At 72.8% G+C, this 17,811-nt stretch carries 8 protein-coding genes; 5 read left to right on the top strand and 3 right to left on the bottom strand.

Going from position 1 to position 17,811, the window contains the following annotated elements:
• Nucleotides 1-655: 655 nt before the first annotated feature.
• From AB0959_RS44670 to AB0959_RS44660, 3 genes are all read right to left on the bottom strand, one after another.
• Nucleotides 656-1,345 (bottom strand): peptidyl-prolyl cis-trans isomerase, encoded by a 690-nt coding sequence (locus tag AB0959_RS44670; protein WP_366832623.1) that lies wholly within the window; start codon nucleotides 1,343-1,345, stop codon nucleotides 656-658.
• The gene (locus tag AB0959_RS44665) at nucleotides 1,342-5,673 is read right to left on the bottom strand and encodes an NEW3 domain-containing protein (protein WP_366832622.1); all 4,332 of its coding nucleotides are present in this window, start codon (nucleotides 5,671-5,673) and stop codon (nucleotides 1,342-1,344) included. The genes AB0959_RS44670 and AB0959_RS44665 overlap by 4 nt, the downstream gene beginning before the upstream one ends.
• Before the next feature lie 171 nt (nucleotides 5,674-5,844).
• On the bottom strand, nucleotides 5,845-6,732 hold the full coding sequence (locus tag AB0959_RS44660) for a MurR/RpiR family transcriptional regulator (RefSeq protein ID WP_366832621.1): 888 nt from the start codon (nucleotides 6,730-6,732) through the stop codon (nucleotides 5,845-5,847).
• Between the two features lie 250 nt (nucleotides 6,733-6,982).
• Between AB0959_RS44660 and AB0959_RS44655 the strand changes: the two genes are divergently transcribed.
• The 5 genes from AB0959_RS44655 (at nucleotide 6,983) to AB0959_RS44635 (ending at nucleotide 17,749) form a co-directional block, all read left to right on the top strand.
• Complete coding sequence (locus tag AB0959_RS44655; protein ID WP_366832620.1) at nucleotides 6,983-7,756, top strand: SIS domain-containing protein; 774 nt, start codon at nucleotides 6,983-6,985, stop codon at nucleotides 7,754-7,756.
• 850 nt (nucleotides 7,757-8,606) lie between these two features.
• On the top strand, nucleotides 8,607-11,231 hold the full coding sequence (locus AB0959_RS44650) for a glycoside hydrolase family 2 TIM barrel-domain containing protein (RefSeq protein WP_366832619.1): 2,625 nt from the start codon (nucleotides 8,607-8,609) through the stop codon (nucleotides 11,229-11,231).
• A 317-nt stretch (nucleotides 11,232-11,548) separates the two neighbouring features.
• Nucleotides 11,549-14,941 carry a hypothetical protein gene (locus tag AB0959_RS44645; RefSeq protein WP_366832618.1) on the top strand — a complete coding sequence of 1,131 codons (3,393 nt, stop codon included), beginning with the start codon at nucleotides 11,549-11,551 and terminating at the stop codon, nucleotides 14,939-14,941.
• Between the two features lie 7 nt (nucleotides 14,942-14,948).
• A complete protein-coding gene (locus AB0959_RS44640) occupies nucleotides 14,949-16,625 on the top strand; it encodes a hypothetical protein (protein WP_366832617.1) in 1,677 nt (558 codons plus the stop codon).
• A complete protein-coding gene (locus AB0959_RS44635; RefSeq protein ID WP_366832616.1) occupies nucleotides 16,601-17,749 on the top strand; it encodes a hypothetical protein in 1,149 nt (382 codons plus the stop codon). Before AB0959_RS44640 ends, AB0959_RS44635 begins: the two co-directional genes overlap by 25 nt.
• The last annotated feature ends 62 nt before the right edge of the window (nucleotides 17,750-17,811 follow it).

Below are 17,811 nucleotides of genomic sequence, written 5' to 3'. Positions count from 1 at the left end.
TTCGCCTTCCGTGACATTCCCGGCGCGGGGTGCTGCGATGGTTCGTTCCTCACCCCCGCCGCCCCTCCCCGTCCCATCCCCAGGGGCTCCGCCCCTTCGACCCCGGCCAAGGGGGCTGCGCCCCCTGGAGCCCCCGCCCTTTCGGGGCTCCGCCCCGGACCCCGTTTCGGGGGCCGGCCCCCGGACCCGGGTTTCCGGGCTCCGTCCCCTGGACTCGGGTTTCCGGGCTCCGCTCCTGTGGGGTCACGCGCGGCCCCGCCGGTGTGGGGCGTCTGCGCCCCGACCGCCCCAGCTTGGGGCTCCGCCACGGAGTCGGCGCCCGGGACGTCGCCGAGCTGTTCGAGGGCTTCGCCGGGGGCGGCCGTACGGCAGGGTGCCGCCACGGGACCCGCCGTGCGGCCGTCCCCGGGCCCCTCGGGGCTCGGTCACCGAGCCCGTCGTTTCGGCGCTCGCCTCCGGACCGCCGCATCTTGGGACTCCGTTCTGTAGCGCCGCAGTTCAAGACTCCGTTCCGTAGCACCGCGCCCTGGGGCTCGGCCACGGAGTGGTCGCGGGACCCGCACCGTGGGGTTTCGTTCCGGAGCACCGCACGCAAGGTTCCTCGGGGCTCCGTGACCAACCCCGTGGACGGCCGCTGCTCGAACGCCGGAGGCGGTCAGTGGCGGTGTTCGTGGTCCGGGTGGGTCGGGTCGCCGGGGTGTTCGTGGCCGGGGGTGTAGATCACGTGGGTGCGGGCCTGGTCGAGCCAGGCGAAGAAGGTCCGGTGGGCCGCCGCCCGCCGGAGTTCGCGTTGGATGCCCTCACGGGCCCGCTCGTACGGGAGTACGTCGGCCGGCGTCGGCTCGTCGAAGGGGTCTACGCCCCGGCGGAGGGCCTCCGGGGTGAGGAAGCGGTCGCGGTTGCGGTCGTAGTAGTCCCGTACGGCCGCCTCGGGGATCTCCTGCTCGTCCTCGAACCGGTCCAGCAGGGCGCGCGCGGCGGGGGAGTGGGCGAGCACCGCCGCGACGATGCTGCCCAGGTCGGCGACGTCCGCCTCCGAGGCGGTGAGCAGCCGGGACGGTGACACCTTCTCGGGGACCCGCAACCCCCGTGTGAAGCAGGCGCGGCGGGCCAGCTCGTCCGCGACCACCACCTGCGTCGCCCAGCGCCGCCGCTGCCGTTCGGCCCGGGCGAGGGCCTCGGGACGGGTCTCGCGGTCGCGTGAGGGGACGGTCTTCAGGAAGGCGTCCACCCGGGCCCGAGCGAGCGGTTCTCCGTGGACCAGGGCGGCGGTGTCTTCGGGAGGGTCCGTGCGCGGATGCGCGTGCGTGTGTGGATGTGCGTGCGTCGACGCCGGACCCGTCATGGGGTCACCTCCAGCACGATGGTCTCCGTGTAGGCGACGTTGCCGTGCCACGCCACCTTCGCCATCAGCCAGTACGAGCCCGGCGGCACGGCCTCGCCGTCCACCTCGATCACGCACACGGTCTGCTCCCCCGCGGCCACCGTGAACCCCTGGCAGCCCGGCGCCACGCCCGGCCACGTGCCCCACGACGACACGGCCCACAGCGTGCCGTTGACCGGCCCCCGGGTCGTGTTCCGCAGGGTCACCGGGACCCGGACGCGCTCACCCCGCCGCACGGTGACGCGTTCGGCGCCGAGTTCCGTCACGAGCGTCGGCCCCGTACGCCCGTCCGGCTCGCCCTCCGGTACGGGCCCCGGCACGTCGAGCGCGACCACGTCCTCGTACGTCTGACCGCCGTACGCGAGGTGTGCGGCGAGCCAGTGCCGGCCCGGCGCGGCCCCGGGCGGGGGAGTGACGGTCACCTCGGCGAGGGTGAAGCCGCCGGGGCCCAGCGCGTAGGGCAGTTCGGCGGGCTCCACGGACCAGCCCGGGGGCGCGGCGAAGGAGACGGCTCCGGACACGGGCGCGTCGGTGAGCTCCGAGCTCACGCGGACCGTCGCGGTGACCGGGCTGCCGGCGGATGCGGTGAGCGCCGTCGGCGACAGGTACACGGCCACCGGCAGGTTGCCGCGCGGGGCGGGACCGGAGTTGTGCAGCCAGTAGCGGGTGTGGACGGGCTGGGCGGGTTCGTGGGCGGCGACACCGGGCCCGGCGGAGCGCCGCGCGCGGTCCGGTGTGGCCAGGACGGTGGCGACCTCGAAGCCGGTCAGGTCGGCTTCGAGGCCGCCACCCGTGCCCGGGGTGAGGGGGAGGGGCTCCCCGGGCGTCTCCAGGACGTCGGCGCGTGCGCCCTCCGTCCATGCTCGCGGTCCGTGGACGCGGGGGCCGTGGAGGTGCGCCCGTACCGGCCGCCCGTTGACCTCGTGCATCCGTACGACGACGCCGTCCGCCGGGTCGGCGGGCGCCACGCTGCCCCGGGCGAGCGGGGAGCCGACGGGCTTGAGGGCGTCCAGGACGACCTCGCCGGCGGGTTCCAGGCCCAGCAGGGTGGCCGTCCTCGGCAGCAGCGCGTCTTCACCGTCCGCGCGCCGCCGTGCGGCCTCGCCGTCGGTGCGCAGCCGTGCGGTGAGCCGGTGGTTGAACTCGTGTCCGCGCGCGGGCAGTTCCAGCTCCCGCCAGTCGCCCTCGCCCGCGACGACGGCGTACTCGAAGGTGTGCGACCAGCGCTGGAGCTGGAAGCCCGAGCCGTCCGGTGCCGTGCGGCGCGGCGGGTCGACCCAGATGCCCGACGGCCAGCCCGTGCAGGAGCGCATCAGGGACATGTAGAGGTCGCCGGAGGCCGTGACCACGCAGCCGGGCGTGCCCCGGTTGAGGACGGCGAGGCTCCGTCCGTCCCAGGCGTCACCCGGCGGCAGCGCCTCGCCGCCGCCCGCCGCCGTGGCCGTGACGGTCGCGTCGTCGAGGTCGGCGATCAGCGCGTCCACGGCTTTCGCGTCGTCCTCGGGGCGGGCGCCAGCCACCACCAGCAGGGGCAGCCGCTCCAGGTCGCGCAGGTCGGCGCCGGGTACCCACTCCTCCCGCAGTGAGGCACGCGGAGCGACCCACACGGCCGCCACTCCCCTCTCGGCCAGCTGCCGCCGGAGCTCCCGCCCGGCCGCCGGATCCCAGCCGAGGGCCTCGGCGACCAGGGAGTTGCGCTCGGGCGCGCCGACGGCGATGCGGATGTCGGGGAGGTTGGAGTCGACTTCGAGGTCGCCGTAGCGCTGACCACCGGCGATGGTCGAGGTCGCCGTGACCCCGGCGCGCACGAGGGCCGCCGCGAGCGGAGTGCCCAGCTCGCCGGCCTCGTCCCAGTTCGCGTACACGAGCTCGGCGACCCCGATGGACCGGTGCCCGAGGAGCGTTCCGGAGTCGTCGTGGACCGCGACCCGCGCCGTGGACCCGAGCCCGAACCACGTGTTCGCCGGATTGTCGAGCGTCCACGGGAACTGCTCGCTGTCCACCTCAACGAACCCGAACCCGCGCCCGATGACCGCGTCGGCCACCTCGTGCACGGGCAGCCCGCCCTGCACGGAGGACGGCCACCGCACCCGGATCAGCCGGTCCGCACCCTCGTACCCGTCGATGGTGGTCGTCACGTCGAGGCGGTCCACGCCCTCCCACAGGCACAGCCGCTGGGTGTACCGGAACAGGCCGAGGTCGCCGGTGACGGTGATGCGGGAGCCGGCCGGAGAATGTTCCACTTTCGCGGAAACTGTCACATCGCGGCTGCGAGCCACCGTGGTGCCGGTCGGGGTCAGGTGCCAGGGCCCCTCGCCGAAGCGCGGATGCCTCGGGTACTCCTCCTGGACGACGAGCTCGTTGCCGACGTCGCCGGGGCGCAGCAGATCGCGCCCGCCGTCCTTCAGCGAGCGCAGTGCGCTGACGGTGCCGCCGCGTGCCGGGTCGACGGTCACCTCGTAGAACGCGTTGCGGATCGTCGTACCGTCGGCCGGCGTCCACCCGGGCACCGAACCCTCCGCCAGCGGAAGGGCCTTGAGGCCGATTCCGGGCACGTCCGGCACGACGACGCTGACGCGGCCGTCCTCGTCGCGCACGGCGGGCAGGGGCAGACCGGTGCTGTCGTCGAGCGGGACCAGGCCCCGGTCCTCGATGGTCACCACGTCGCGGCGCGACCAGGTCGCGGAGTTGAGGACGACGAGGTCGGGGGTGCCGCCGGGCAGCGGGGTGACGTGGTCGGTGAGGGTCTGTGTGGCGTCGGCGTGCACGGTCTCGGCGAGGTCGTACAACTCCCGCCAGCCGGTGAGCAGATCAATGTAGACCTGGTCGGACTCGGAGCCGGTGATGGCGTCGTGGTGGGCCCCGTAGATCAGCTGCCGCCACGCCTTGTCGAGCGCGGCGTCCGGGTACGGGCTGCCCGTGACGAGCGAGGCGAGCGTCGCCCAGGCCTCCGCGTCGGCGAGCAGCGACTCGCCGTACCGCTGCGCCTGCTTGGTGTCGATGTAGGAGACGTCCTTGCCCGTGTAGACGGGGTTCATGTCCCGCGTCTGCGGCGAGGCCCTGCGCCCCTCGGCCTCCAGCTCGGCCCGTACGGCGGCGAAGAAGTCGCGCGGTACGGCACTGATGAACCGCGGCCAGACGTAGCGGGCGTTCCAGTCCCGGTGGATGGCCATCACCCAGCGGCACGGAGGCGCGTAGTCCCCGCCGACCGGCAGCAGCACGTTGCGGGTGAGAGCGACCTGCTTGAGGCCCTTGAACAGCTTGTACGCGGCGGCCTCGGCCTCGGGCAGGGCCGGCGCGTTGTCGATGGCCCAGCCGGCGCCGTAGTGGTTGACCATGTAGGCGGTGAGCAGGCCGCGCCCGGACGGGGCGATCCAGCTGAACTCGGCGGGGAACTGCATCCGGTTCGGATCCCGCGGCTCCTCGCCGAACACGGAGAGGGTCGGCCCCCACTGGTGGAACGGCCCGCGCGCCCACGAACTGGAGGAGAGCCCCGCGTCCGCCATGAGCCCCGGGAACTGCGGGTCGTGCCCGAACGCGTCCAGCTGCCAGGCGGTTTCCGGCGAGGCCCCGAGGATCGCCCGCTGGAAACCGTCCCCGTACACGGCGTTGCGTACGGTCGCCTCGGCGCCGGTCAGGTTGGTGTTGGGCTCGTTGTAGGTGCCGCCCATGATCTCGACGCGGCCGGTGCGCAGCAACTGGCGCAGGAACGCCCGCTCCTCGGGGAAGGCGTCCCAGTACGGCTTGAGGTAGTCGACCTCCGCGAGCACGAAGGTGTACGCCGGGTCGCGCCGCGCGAGGTCGCAGTGGGCGCGGACCAGGCTCATGCCCGACTGGCCGCGCGAGTCGAAGGTGCGGGCCGGGAGCCCGCTGGTGGCCGGGTCGTCGGCGACGTCCCAGGTCTCCGTGTACGCGCCCTGGGTGTTCCACCAGACGGGGTCGTAGTGGAAGTGGCTGACCATGAACATGGTCCAGCCGGGTTCGGCGACCACGAGGTCCCCACTGCCGTGGGCCCGCTGCTCAGGGTCGCCGGTGTCCTCGACGGTGACCGTGACATGGTGCCGCTCGCCGGGGACGAGGTCGCCGGTCATGGGTATCTCGGCGCGTACGGTGCCGTCCTCGCCCACGGTGGCCGTCGTCTCCCCGGCGCCGCGCACACTCCCCGGGCCGGTGGCGGTGAGGCGGACCGTCCGTCCCGGCTCGTGGGCCACCTCGGCCACCAGCACCTGGTACGGCTGCTCGGGGGTGCCGACGAACAACTCGGTCGACTCGACTGAGGTGACGCGCATGGGTCTCCTACGAAGGCTCGGCGGAGCCCCATCCTGGCACCGGAAGGATGGTTCAAACAACCACCTGTAGCGTTCATTGGTGGTTCATCCATGCAGTTTCGGGCAGTGAAGCGCAGCGAAAAGCCGCCTCGCGCGGGCGGGGCGGCTTCGGCGGAGCGCTCGTCGGGCTCGTCAGGGGCGACTGCGACGGGACTTCACCGCGTGCTGTCCGGCGATGTGGTCGGTCAGGGCCAGCGAGGCGCTCGCGCGCTGGTACGACAGCTGCGCGACCCGTACGTACAGGCAGTCGATGAGGACCAGCACCGAGTGCCGGGCACCGACGATGCTCGTGGGAAAGCTCGTCTCCGACGAGGACGAGATGAGCCGGATGTCGGCGGCCCGGGCGAGCGGCGAGCGTGAGTCGGCCGTGACGGCCACCGTCGTGGCGCCCCGCTCCTTGGCCAGCTCGAACGGCTCGATCGTCTCCCGCGTGGCGCCCGACTGCGAGATGCCGACGGCGACGTCGGCCGGGGTGAGCAGCGCGGCGGAGGTGGCCGCGGCGTGCACCTCGGTCCAGCCGCGCACCGAGCAGCCGATGCGGAAGAGCCGCGTCTCGGTCTCCTGCGCCACCGCGCCGCTGCCGCCCACGCCGTACACGTCGACGCGGCGCGCGCGGGCCACGGCCTGGGCCGCGCGCTCCAGGGCGTCGAGGTCGATCCGGTCGATCGTCTGCTGCACCGCTCGCAGGTCCGCGCTGCCGACGACCTGGACGACCCGTTCGAGATCGTCGTCGGGGTGGATGTCCGGGCCGATCTCGGCGGTACCCCATTCGGAGACCTCGCCGCGGCCGCGCTCCTGGGCCAGCTCGATCAGCAGATGCTGGTAGGAGTCGAGCCCTATGGCGCGGCAGAACCGGGTGACCGTGGCCTGCGAGGTGCCGGTGCGGCGGCCCAGCTCGGCTGCCGAGACATGGGTGACGGCGGCCGGATCCTCCAGGATCAGTTCGCCCACCTTCCGCAGGGAACCGGCCAGGCGGGGCAGCTCGGTACGGATCAGGGTGGTGACGTCCGTCGGGGGCATGCGGTACCCGGTCTCCTCGGTGCTCTGAGTGGTGCGTGGTGCGTGGTGCGTGGTGCATGCGCGTGGCGCGTGGCGCATAGAGCTGACAGTGGAGAATGTACCAGCCACCATCAAGGCGGCAGGTTGAAATTCAGGACCGGAGGGGAGTCCGGCTGGGGCACTCCCGTTGCTCTCGGTGTGACGCGTGTGATTTATTGATTCACCGAGAGGTGTAGTTGAGGTGGTTCAATCCACCGGTGGGGAGTGTCGCGTGACCGTGGACTCTGTGGACTCCGTCAGCGCCGAGGGCTTCGCGCGCGCGAGCCTGGCTGTTCTCGACCGCATCACCGAGTCCGCCCGTGACGAGGTGCGGCGGGCCGCGGAACTGATCGCCGACTGTGTGCGCTCGGGTGGAGTCGTCCAGGCCTTCGGTACCGGCCACTCCCAGGCCATCGTCCTGGAGGTCGCGGGCCGGGCGGGCGGTCTCGTCCCGACCAACCGGCTGTCCATGGCCGACCTCGTCCTCTACGGCGGGGACGACCCGAGCGCGCTGGACGACCCCCTGCTGGAGCGCAGGTCGGGGGTCGCCGCCCGGCTCTACGACCTCGCCGCGCCGCACGCCGAGGACCTGTTCGTCATCGTGTCGAACTCCGGCGTCAACAACGTGATCGTCGAGATGGCGCTGCACGCCAAGGACCAGGGGCACCGCGTCCTGGCCGTCACCTCGCTGTCCCACACGCACGCCGTCCCGGCCTCCCACCCCAGCGGCCGCAAGCTCGCCGACATCGCCGACGTCGTCCTGGACAACGCCGCCCCGCGCGGCGACGCGCTCCTCGAACTCCCCGGCGGCGGCGCCGTCTGCGCGCTGTCCACCCTGACCGGCGTGATGCTGGTCCAGATGGCGGTCGCCGAGGCCGCCGCACAGCTCCTCGCCACGGGTGAGCGCCCGCCGGTGTACGTCTCGGCCAACGTTCCCGGCGGCTTCGAGGGCAACCTGGAACTGGAGCAGCGCTACAGCGGCCGCCTCCGCCGCACGGCCAGCTAGCGCACGGCAGACCGGCGCTCGGCCGGCTGTCGCACGATGGGCGGGCGCGCCGCTCGACTGGCCGGCGCCCTGCGCGGGTATCTGGCACGGCTGGCTGGCTGGCTGGCTGGCGCGCGATGGGCGGGCGCCCCGCGTGGAACGGCTGGCGTTCGGTCGGATGGCGCCCGCGCGGCCGGCCGGCGTGCGGTCGGCTGGTGCCCCGCTCGACTGGCTGGCGCTGTGCGCGGCCGACTGGCGCGCGGTCGGGAGGTGCCGCCATTCGGCCGGCTGGCGCGCGATGGGTCGGCGCCCCGCGTGGAACGGCTGGCGTTCGGTCGGATGGCGCCCGCGCGGCCGGCTGGCGTGCGGTCGGCTGGTGCCCCGCTCGACTGGCTGGCGCCGTGCATGGCCAACTGGCGCGCGGTCGGCCGGCGCCCGCACTCGGCCGGCGCCCGCACTCGGCCGGCTGGCGCGCGATGGGCCGGCGCCCCGCGTGGACGGCTGGTGCCCCGCTCGGCCGGTCAGCGCCCCGTACGGCCTACTGGTGCTCGGCCGGTCAGCGCCCCGACGGCCTACTGGCGCACGACGGGCAAGCGCCCCGCACGGCCAGTTGACGCCCCGCACGGCCGGCCGGTGCTCGGCCGGCCGGCCAGGATCGCTTCGGCGTCTTGACGCCACGTCCCGCCCCGTCTACTCCTGTCATGTCTATGCCGGTTCAGCATTCCGTTTCACGTTCGGTATATCGAATCCTCCTCACTCTCTTGAGAGGGCTGAAGACATGGCGATGCGGGAGCAGCGACACGACGGCGACGCGCAGGAGCACGCCGCCGACGGCTTACCCGGGAGGCCGCGCAGCACGACAGGCGGCGGCGTGACAAGACGTCAGGCACTGCACATCGGTGGCGCGGCGGGCGTGGGCGCACTGGCGTTGGATGTCGACCGGGCGGCCGCCGCGACCGGTACCGAGTCGCGGCCCGCGGGCGGACCGCGCCGGGAGCGGTCGTTCGACGAGGGGTGGCGCTTCCACCGCGGCGAGGCGACCGGTGCGCAGGACCCGGCGTTCGACGACGGCGCCTGGCGGTCGCTCGACCTTCCCCACGACTGGAGCATCGAGGACCTGCCCTACGCCCCCTCTCCCGACGGGGCCGCCACGAGCGACCCGTCGCTGCTCGTCCCCAAGGAACCGCCGACCGAGCCCGCCCCGCCCCCGGTGATCGGACCGTTCGACCCGGAGAACAGCGAGGGTGGAGGGTCGACGGGGTACACCGTCGGCGGGATCGGCTGGTACCGCAAGCACTTCACACTGCCGGACCCGGACGGCGACGACGACCACCACCACGAGATCCGGTTCGACGGCGTCTACCAGAACGCGGACGTCTGGCTCAACGGCGTGCACCTCGGCTTCCACCCCTACGGCTACACGTCCTTCGCGTACGACCTGACCCCGCATCTGAAGCGCACCGGGACCAACGTCCTCGCGGTCCGCGTCGACAACACCGGCCGGAACAGCCGCTGGTACTCGGGCTCGGGTATCTACCGGCACACGTGGCTGACCTCGACCGGGCCGGTGCGGATCCCGCTGTGGGGCGTCCACGTGAGCACCCCCGAGGTGGGCGAGCGACGGTCGCTCGCGCGCGTGGAGGTGTCCCTCGCCAACCTCGGCGAGCGTCCCGCGTCCGCGTCCGTGCGCGTCAGCGTGCGCGACCCGCACGGCCGCGTCGTCGCCACGGCACACGAGCCCGCACAGGAGCCCGCCCGGGACCTCGCGCCGGACGCCACGGCCACCGCACGGCTCGACCTCCCGATCAGACGGCCCGCGCTGTGGTCCATGGACGCGCCGAGCCTCTACAGCGCCCGCACCGACGTGCTGGTCGACGGCCGGGTCGTCGACACCCTCACCACCACCTTCGGCATCCGCTCGCTGGTGTGGAACGGCGAGGTGGGGTTCCTCCTCAACGGCGAGCCGGTCGAGATCATGGGCGGCAACGTCCACCACGACCACGGACCCCTCGGAGCCGTCGCGCTCGACCGCTCCGAGGAACGCCGCGTCGAGATCCTCAAGGAGGCAGGCTTCAACTCGATCCGCACCGCCCACAACCCGCCGACGCCCGCGCTGCTGGACGCCTGCGACCGGCTGGGCATGCTGGTGATGGACGAGATCTTCGACGTCTGGGACACCGGGAAGAATCCCGACGACTACTCGGTGCACTTCGCCGAGTGGTGGGAGCGGGACCTCAGGGGCACGGTGCTCCGGGACCGCAACCACCCCAGCGTGGTCATGTGGTCCCTGGGCAACGAGATCACCGACAACACGAACGGCCGCCGGGGAGCCGAGATGGCCGAGGCCCTCCGCTCCCTCGACAGGACCCGGCCGATCACCCTCGGCGGCGGCTCCACCCACTCGGCGCACGACCCGTCCTGGAACTACGTCGACGTCGGCGACGTGCACTACAACGCCAACGGCAAGACCTACGGCCAGATGCACGAGGCCAACCCCGGCAAGGCGATGACGCACAACGAGACGTTCCCGGCGACGATCCACCAGGACATCACGTTCGCCGCCGAGCACACCTGGGCCACCGGGACATGGGTCTGGGCCGCCTGGGACTACCTCGGTGAGTCCGGCATCGGCAAGACGGCGATCCCGCCCGTCGGAACGGCCGAGACCATCGGCGACCAGAGCGTCATGCCCGGCTGGTCGATCTCCCGCGAGCTGCACCACACCTGGGGCGGCTTCGGCTATCCGTACCCGTACTTCCAGGCGAACTGCGGGGACTTCGACCTGATAGGGCAGCGCAAGCCGCAGAGCCACTGGCGGGCCGCCGTGACCGGCCGGAGCCCCGTGGAGCTCCTGGTGGAACGCCCGACCCCGCCGGGCACCGAACAGGTGGCGCTGTGGTGGGGCTACTACGACGAACTCGCGAGCTGGACCTGGGACGTCGAGCCCGGCGAGCCGATGACCGTGCACGTCTACACACCGGGCGACAGCGCCCGGCTGCTGCTCAACGGCAAGGAGATCCCGGGCGGCGCCGCGACGGCCCCCGAGCGGTCCACGGCCACCTTCACCGTCCCGTACGAATCCGGGGAGCTCACGGCCGTCGCCACCCGCGACGGCAAGGAGATCGGCCGGAGGACGCTCCGAACGGTGGGCGCCCCGGCCGCACTGCGGCTCGTCCCGGACGTCGAGGACCTCACCACCGGCCGCGACGACCTCGCGCACGTGCTCGTCGAGGTGACCGACAGACACGGCCGGGTGGTCCCCGACGCGGCGGTCGAGGTGTCGTTCGAGGTGAGCGGCGCGGGCGAGCTCGCCGGCGTCGGCAACGGCAACCCCCACAACGTCGACAGCTTCCAGCGGCCCCGCCGCCACACCTGGCACGGAAAGGCACTCGCCGTCCTGCGCCCGGCGAAGAGACCGGGCCGCCTCACCCTCACCGCGAAGGCCCCGGGCCTGCGGCCGGCGAGCGTCACCCTCCCGGTGGGGCGTCCACGCTGACTTGAGGGGCCCGGGGGCGGCCCCGACACGGCCTCCCGGCCGGGGGCGGTGCCCGGGCCCGCCCGCGGCCGGGAGGCGATGGGCCGGGGTACTCCTGGGACCGCCCACCCTTGTGAGCCCACCCAACTAGTTGTGAAGCTCCGAAGGGTAGGTGCCGATTCACTATGTGAGAGGTCGTTGGCGGAGAATGCCTGACATCGGTCGCATCTCACTGCCACACTGACCCCAGTGTCACGGCGCTCGTGATCGGGGGAGCGGGACGGGCAATGGGCGATCAGGATTCTCAACCGGTGGACGTTGCCGTCTTGCTGGATTCGATGCCTCCGTTGAAGGAGCGCGACCAGGTCAGGCGTGCTTTGCTGTCGCCGGGGCAGCCTGCGTTCGCGTACGTCAAGAAGCGGGTGGCCGCGGAGGACGTCACGGCGCTGCAGGTGCTCCGGGACGAGGACACCCCCTTGCACAGGCTCCTCAAGCCGCGGGCGGCCGCCGCGTCGAGCGTGCGGTCGCTCGTGGGACAAGAGCCCTTCCGGCAGGAGGAGCCGGCCGCCGTGCAGGCGTTGCGGGCGTCGGCGGCGATGGGGCTGGCGCTCGTCGGGGAGGCGCAGCGCAGCGCCGGTGAGCTGGGAATCGGATTGCTGTGGCTGCACAGCAACAACGCCCATCCCAGGCTCGAGGAGGCCGACGTGCAGGCCCTGTTGGCCGGTGCCGACGCCGGCCACGCCAACCGCCTGCGCCGCCTGCTGGAAGGTGTGCCCTCGGCCGACGCGGGCTTCACCCTGTCCGCGATCACCTGGCTGCTGGCGCTCGACGACGCGCTGCCCGAGCCTCGGCCCGTGGGCGAGGTGAGCGTCCTGTTCGATGACGGGCGGGGCGGTGTACGCGGCACTCTCACCGGGGCCGTACTGCCGGAAGGACCGCCGGCGCTGCTGCCCGACCCGCGGACGATGTCGGGTTTCCGGGGAGACGAGCGGTTCGGGCAGTCGCTGCGCGACGCGTGGGCCGGCGCGGGCCAGGGCGTACGCACCACCGTGCTGTGGTCCCTGACTCATGGGGACGGCGTCGTGGGCATGGTGGAGGACAACTCGCTGGGCTGCGCCTTCGCGGTCCTGCTCGGTGAGGCCGAGAGGACCGGGCGCCGATTACGACCGCCCGCCCTGCGAAGGGTCAATCCGCGGACTGCGCTGGTCGGGGGTCTGGACGCGGCCCGGCCAGGCGTCCTTGTGTCGGTGGGCGGGTACGAGGCCAAGCTGAGGGCGGCGGGGGAAGGAACCAACGTCGTCGTGCCCGCCGCGGACCGTGATGATGCCCTGCGTGAACTGCCGGGCGGCAACGCGGACCGTCTCCTGTTCGCCGCCACCGTCGAAGACGCGGCGCGCCAAGCGCGTGCCTGGGACTACCCGGTCGTCAAGCGGTGGGGTTCCGGCGTGGTCGCCGTACTCGTCGCGCTGTTGCTGATCAGCCTGTTCGTGGTCGACCAGCTCAACGCGACGAGCGAGGCGGAGGGACGCAAGGCACTGGCGTCCGACCTGGCGGCCGAGGCGATGCTGCTCAAGGAGGCCGATCCCAGGCTGGCGGGTCTCCTCGGCCTCGCGGGGTACACGATCGAGCCGGACACTCCGCGCGCCGTCCAGGCCATGCGGGACGTGCTGGAGGCCAACTCCGGGGTGCGTATGTCGTGGCGGGCGAGTCCGGCGGACGTGACGAGCATCGCGGTCGACGACGAGCGCGGCCGGGTCTACACCACCGGCGACGACCCCTACCTCAAGTCCTGGGACCTGCTCACGGGCAAGGAAGTCGGCAGGGTCGGCGGGCGGGTCACCGACCTGGTGCTCCACCACGACAGCAGCCTGCTCGCGGCCCGGGACGACACCGCGGTGTCCGTGTACTCGACGCTCGAACCAGTGCCCCGGCTCATGGGCCGCCTCTCCGCCCCGTCGTGCGGTGGCGCGGACAGCGCACCCGTCGCCACAGCGTTCGCCAACAAGGGGGTGCGGCTGGTCGAGGTGCGCGACGACGGGGCCGTGGCCCAGTACGACACCACCACACTGGAGGAGATCTCCTGCCGCCGGATCAGGGACATCGCCTCGGACGAGCAGCTCATCCCCGGGGGCAGCGGCGCCGTGATCGACGCCACGGCCGCCCCCAGCCCGCCACCGGACCTGGCCGGAAAACTCCCAGGGGAGGACAAGGCCCTGCTGCTGCTCAGGTCCGGGGACGTCATGGCGCTCGGACTGGACTCCCACAAGCTCACCACGGAGATCGGGCACAGCGATCTCCAGGGAGGGCCGCGGCAGATCGGCGCGACGGACAAGGCGGTGCTCCTGGCGACAGCACAAGGGGTACAGGCATGGGACCGCCGTAAGCGCCGACCCCTCGCCTTTCCCGTCGGCGGGCTGGCGTACACGCCGCGTGCCATGGCCGAACGGAATGGAAGCGTGGCGATCGCCGGGGACAACGGCACCGCCCTGGTCCCCTTCGGGACCGGAGACGACGCGATCTTGAGCCGCGACCTCGAAGAGCCGCGCGGCGGCCCCGCCGACGTCGCCGCGGTCGGGGACCGCTTCACCGTGGTCGTCGGCGGCCGCGGCGGACGGGTGAACGTACTCGACCGGCGGCCCGGGCCCCTCAGCCTCACCCCCGCCGGGAACTCGCCTGTCGCGTCCTTCGGCCGGAACGGGCTTCTGCTGCTCGCCCACGGCAGCTTCGACGGCTCCGACGGTGTGTACGCCATCGATCCGGGCACCACCCCGAAGATCACGCGGGAAACGTGGTCGGAGGTGTACGACACCGTGGCCGACTACTCGTCGCAGGCGTTCGACATCCGCGCCGCCGCAGTGTCGGGAACGCGCGTCGCGGCCGTCGGCCGGTTCAAGGAACAGGCGGTCGTCGGGGTGTGGGACAAAGCGGCGCAGGCACCGACCCGCACCCTCCGGGTCCCGGCCCTGGACGAGAAAACGCCCGACGGCAGCCAACGAGCCCTTACCGCAGTCGCCTTCGTGCCGGGGAAGCCTCTGCTCGTGGCCCGGCATGCCACCGGTCCGCTGGCGATCTGGTCCACCACGTCCTGGAAGCTCCTGGCCACCGTAGATCTCGGGGCAGGCTCCGGGCTGGCCGTGCACGGCCGGCAGGCCCTCGCCCTGGAGGACTCGGGAAAGGGCGGCCGCCGCATCGTCCTGATCGATCTGACGACCCGTACAACCCGGACCGCGAACGCGCCGGGAGCCGAGCGTCTCGCCTGGAGCCATGACGGTTCACGCATCGCCGTTCTGGGCCGGGACAACACCGTGCGCTACCGGGACGCCGACCTGAAGGAGACGGGGGAGCCGCTCGTCCTGCCCGAGGCCACCGATACGCCGACGGCGCTGACCCTGTCGCCCGACGGCGGCCACATCGCGATCGCGGTGGGCGACGAGGTGCTCGTCCACGACACGGTCACCGGCCTGCGGGCGCTGCCGACCCTGCACAGCTCCAGCAGCCCGGGCATCACCGGCCTGGCCTGGTCTCCGGACGGCGAGTTCCTCGCCGCCGTGACCCAGCCGGTCGGCGAGAACGACGTCGCCGGGCCCGTGAGCCTGTGGCGTGTGGACAGCATCGACTGGAGCGAGCAGATCTGCCAATGGACCGGCAGGACCGGCCTCAGCACCAAGGAATGGAGGACCCACATCGGGGACCGCCACGCCTACATCGACCTGTGCGCCGAGACGAAATGAGCCGCCCGTGCCCCTGACCGGACGCAGCCTGCCGAAGCTGCTGCCCTTCGCCCTGGCCTCGGTCCTCGCGGCCACTGCCTGCACCTCCGGCAGCGACGACAAGCCCCCGGCGCCCCGCGCCACCGCATCCGCCCCTGCCACCGCCACCGGGCAACCCGACAGGCGGCGACCGGTCGTCGCCTTCCTCCAGCCGGAGCGGCGGGCGGTGATGATGGCAGACGCCGCCGGCCGTACCTGGAAGGCCGCCGATGCGGCGCCCCGCGAGTCGACGTCCATCGGCGCTACGCGGTGGCCGTCCGAGCTGGTCTGGTCGCCCGACGCGAGCCGCCTGGCATGGACCGATCGCATGGAGGCGGGTGGGACGGCACAGATCCACCTCCTCGACGTGCGCAGCGGAGAGAAGACCTCACGCCCGTGCCCCTGTGAGGGGGTCGGTTTCCTGGGCGACGACGTCGTCAGCCTCAGCAGCGACGGCAGTTCCCTGTTGCTGTTCCCGCCGGAGGGCAACGCGCGGCGCATCGCCCTGGACGAACGCCTGCGCCCCTACTCGCGACTGGCGACCGGCGGAGCCGACGACGTCACCCTGTTCTCACCGCTGCCCGACGGGCCCGGTGTAGCCCGCGGGGAGGGCACCCTCGCCGTGGCCGGTCGCCGGGGCAAGGTCCGCGAGCTGGTGACCGCCAAGCAGCCCACCACTTTCGCCGGGGCCCTGCGGCAGCCGGGCGGTCAGGCGCTGGCGTGGTCGAACAGCGATTCGGGCGGAGCGTGTTGGAGCAGGCAGACCGTGCTCACGCACCGCGTCACCACGGGCGGCCCCCGCCGCTCGCTGCCCGACGACGCCGCGTTCCGCCACGCGCTGGTGGACCAGGCCCGCCTGGTCACCTTCCTCGCGTGGGCGGGTGACGGCCTCACCGCCACCTTCAGCGCTCTCGCCGGCTGCCAGGTCATGTACCCGGAGCGGAGTGCGTCCTACTACCTGCGCGACGGCCGGTGGACGTACCTCGGCAAGGGGATGCTCGGCATCGCGTTAGGTGCCGACGGCAGGGTGGTACGCCTGGAGGATCCGGTCTACACGTCCGGTGACGCGGAGGCCACCGCCCCCACCACAGGCACGCTCACCCTCACCACCGGCGGCCGCAAGCAGGTCCTGGCAAAAGGCGTGTCCCTGTTCTCCCTCACGCCCGCCGAGACGGAAGCCGCACGGCCGCCCACAGCCGTGGCGGCACAGCCCAGGGCAGTCGTGACTGCTGAGGACGACCACGGCGACCGCCTGCCCGCCGCTGTGCGCGAGCTGGCCCGGACCCTCGAGGCCGCGGCAGCCGAGGGCGACAGGGACCGCCTCGTCGAGCTGTGCGACCCGTGCACCAAGGGGGAACACGACTGGATCCGCTCCGACGACGGACCGCGGACGGTGCTGCGTGCCATCCGCACCCACCCCACGAAGGCAGCCGAGGACGAGCTGATCTATCCCAACCTGACCACGTGCGTCGACGAGCCCCACAAGGACATCAGCTGCACGCCCCAGCAGCTGACGGACGCCGCCGCCCTGGGTGTGAAGCCCGGACTGTCGCCAGGTCTGGAGTACGGAGGGTCCTCCTTCCACGCGGGCGAAGGCGTCTCCGTACCGCTCACCGTGCACATCGAGGGAGGGACCGCGCAATGGACCGGGCTCGCCGCGGGGTGACGCACCCCGCAGCCACACCGTTCGTTCCCCAGCAGGCCACCGCCCCCGAGAGCGCCGGACCGCCGATCCTCACCGGCGACACCGTCGAGGGCCGACGCGTCCTGGGCTTCACCTGCACCGCGGTGTCCGCGCCCACGTCCGCGGACGACCAACTGCTCCTCAGCGGAGACGGGGACGGCACGCACCCGCCGCGGCGCAGCACCGACCCCGCATGCCAGCCGACGCTGGAACGAACAGGCCGGCGACCGGATGAGCAACTCGACGCCCCCGCCCGCACCTACCAGGCCGACGACCTCGGTGCCGGCCTGGCCGACCGCTTCCAGGAACTGCTCCACGGCCCGCACACACCCTCCTTCACCGCGGCCCTGATCGAGCGCCTGGCCGCAGCGGGGCATCACACCTGGGTGAGCGGAGGGGCACCCCGCGATCTGTTGTCCGGAGCCGCGCCCGACGAGATCAACGACCTGGACCTCACCGGCACCGCACCCGCCGGGGCGTTCACCGAAACGACCCGTCAGGTGCTGGATCTGGAAGGTGCGAGCGCGGAACACCCCCAGCGGTTCAGCCCCGACACACTCGCCTGCACCGTCCTCGACCCGGTCGCCCGCACCGCGGGCCCCAGCCTCGACTACCGGGGCCTGGGCCTTGGACTGACCGGCTTCGGATTCCCGGCCACCGGCACAGATCTGCTTCAGGACACCCTGCAGCGCGACCTCACCGTCAACACACTCCTCTACGATCCCCTCCAGGGCCGGCTCGTCGACCCGCTCGGACAGGCCCTCGACGACCTCGCCGACGACCAGGGCCGGCGTCGTCTCGTCCCCGTGAACGCCTCGGCCGATCCGCTGGTACGCGCCGAAGTGCTGTTGCGCGGACTGAAGTTCCGGCTGCGCTGGCGCACGCGGGACTTGGAGGAGGAACCGCTGTGCGCATGGACGCAGTCCCTGCCCGCCGACCTGCTCACCCAGCTCGACCAGCGCGGCGAGGAAGCGTGGCACCGCCTGCGAAGGCTCTGGGCCCAGTGCGTCCCCGACCCCACGGCACCCGACGTGACCGAGACACTGAGCCGACTCGGAACCGTCGCGACCGAGTTGGGCGCCCGCTGCGAAGGGGCCCGCGGATGACGGCCGACCGACCCTCAGCGGCCGGTGCGCGGACCGTCGCGACTGAGTTGGGCGCCCGCTGC

The sequence above is a fragment of the Streptomyces sp. NPDC046862 genome (assembly GCF_040704615.1).
In the GTDB taxonomy this organism is placed as follows: Bacteria; Actinomycetota; Actinomycetes; order Streptomycetales; family Streptomycetaceae; genus Streptomyces.
The sequence above is the reverse complement of the archived record's forward strand: the minus strand, read 5'-3'. Positions and strand labels throughout refer to the sequence as shown.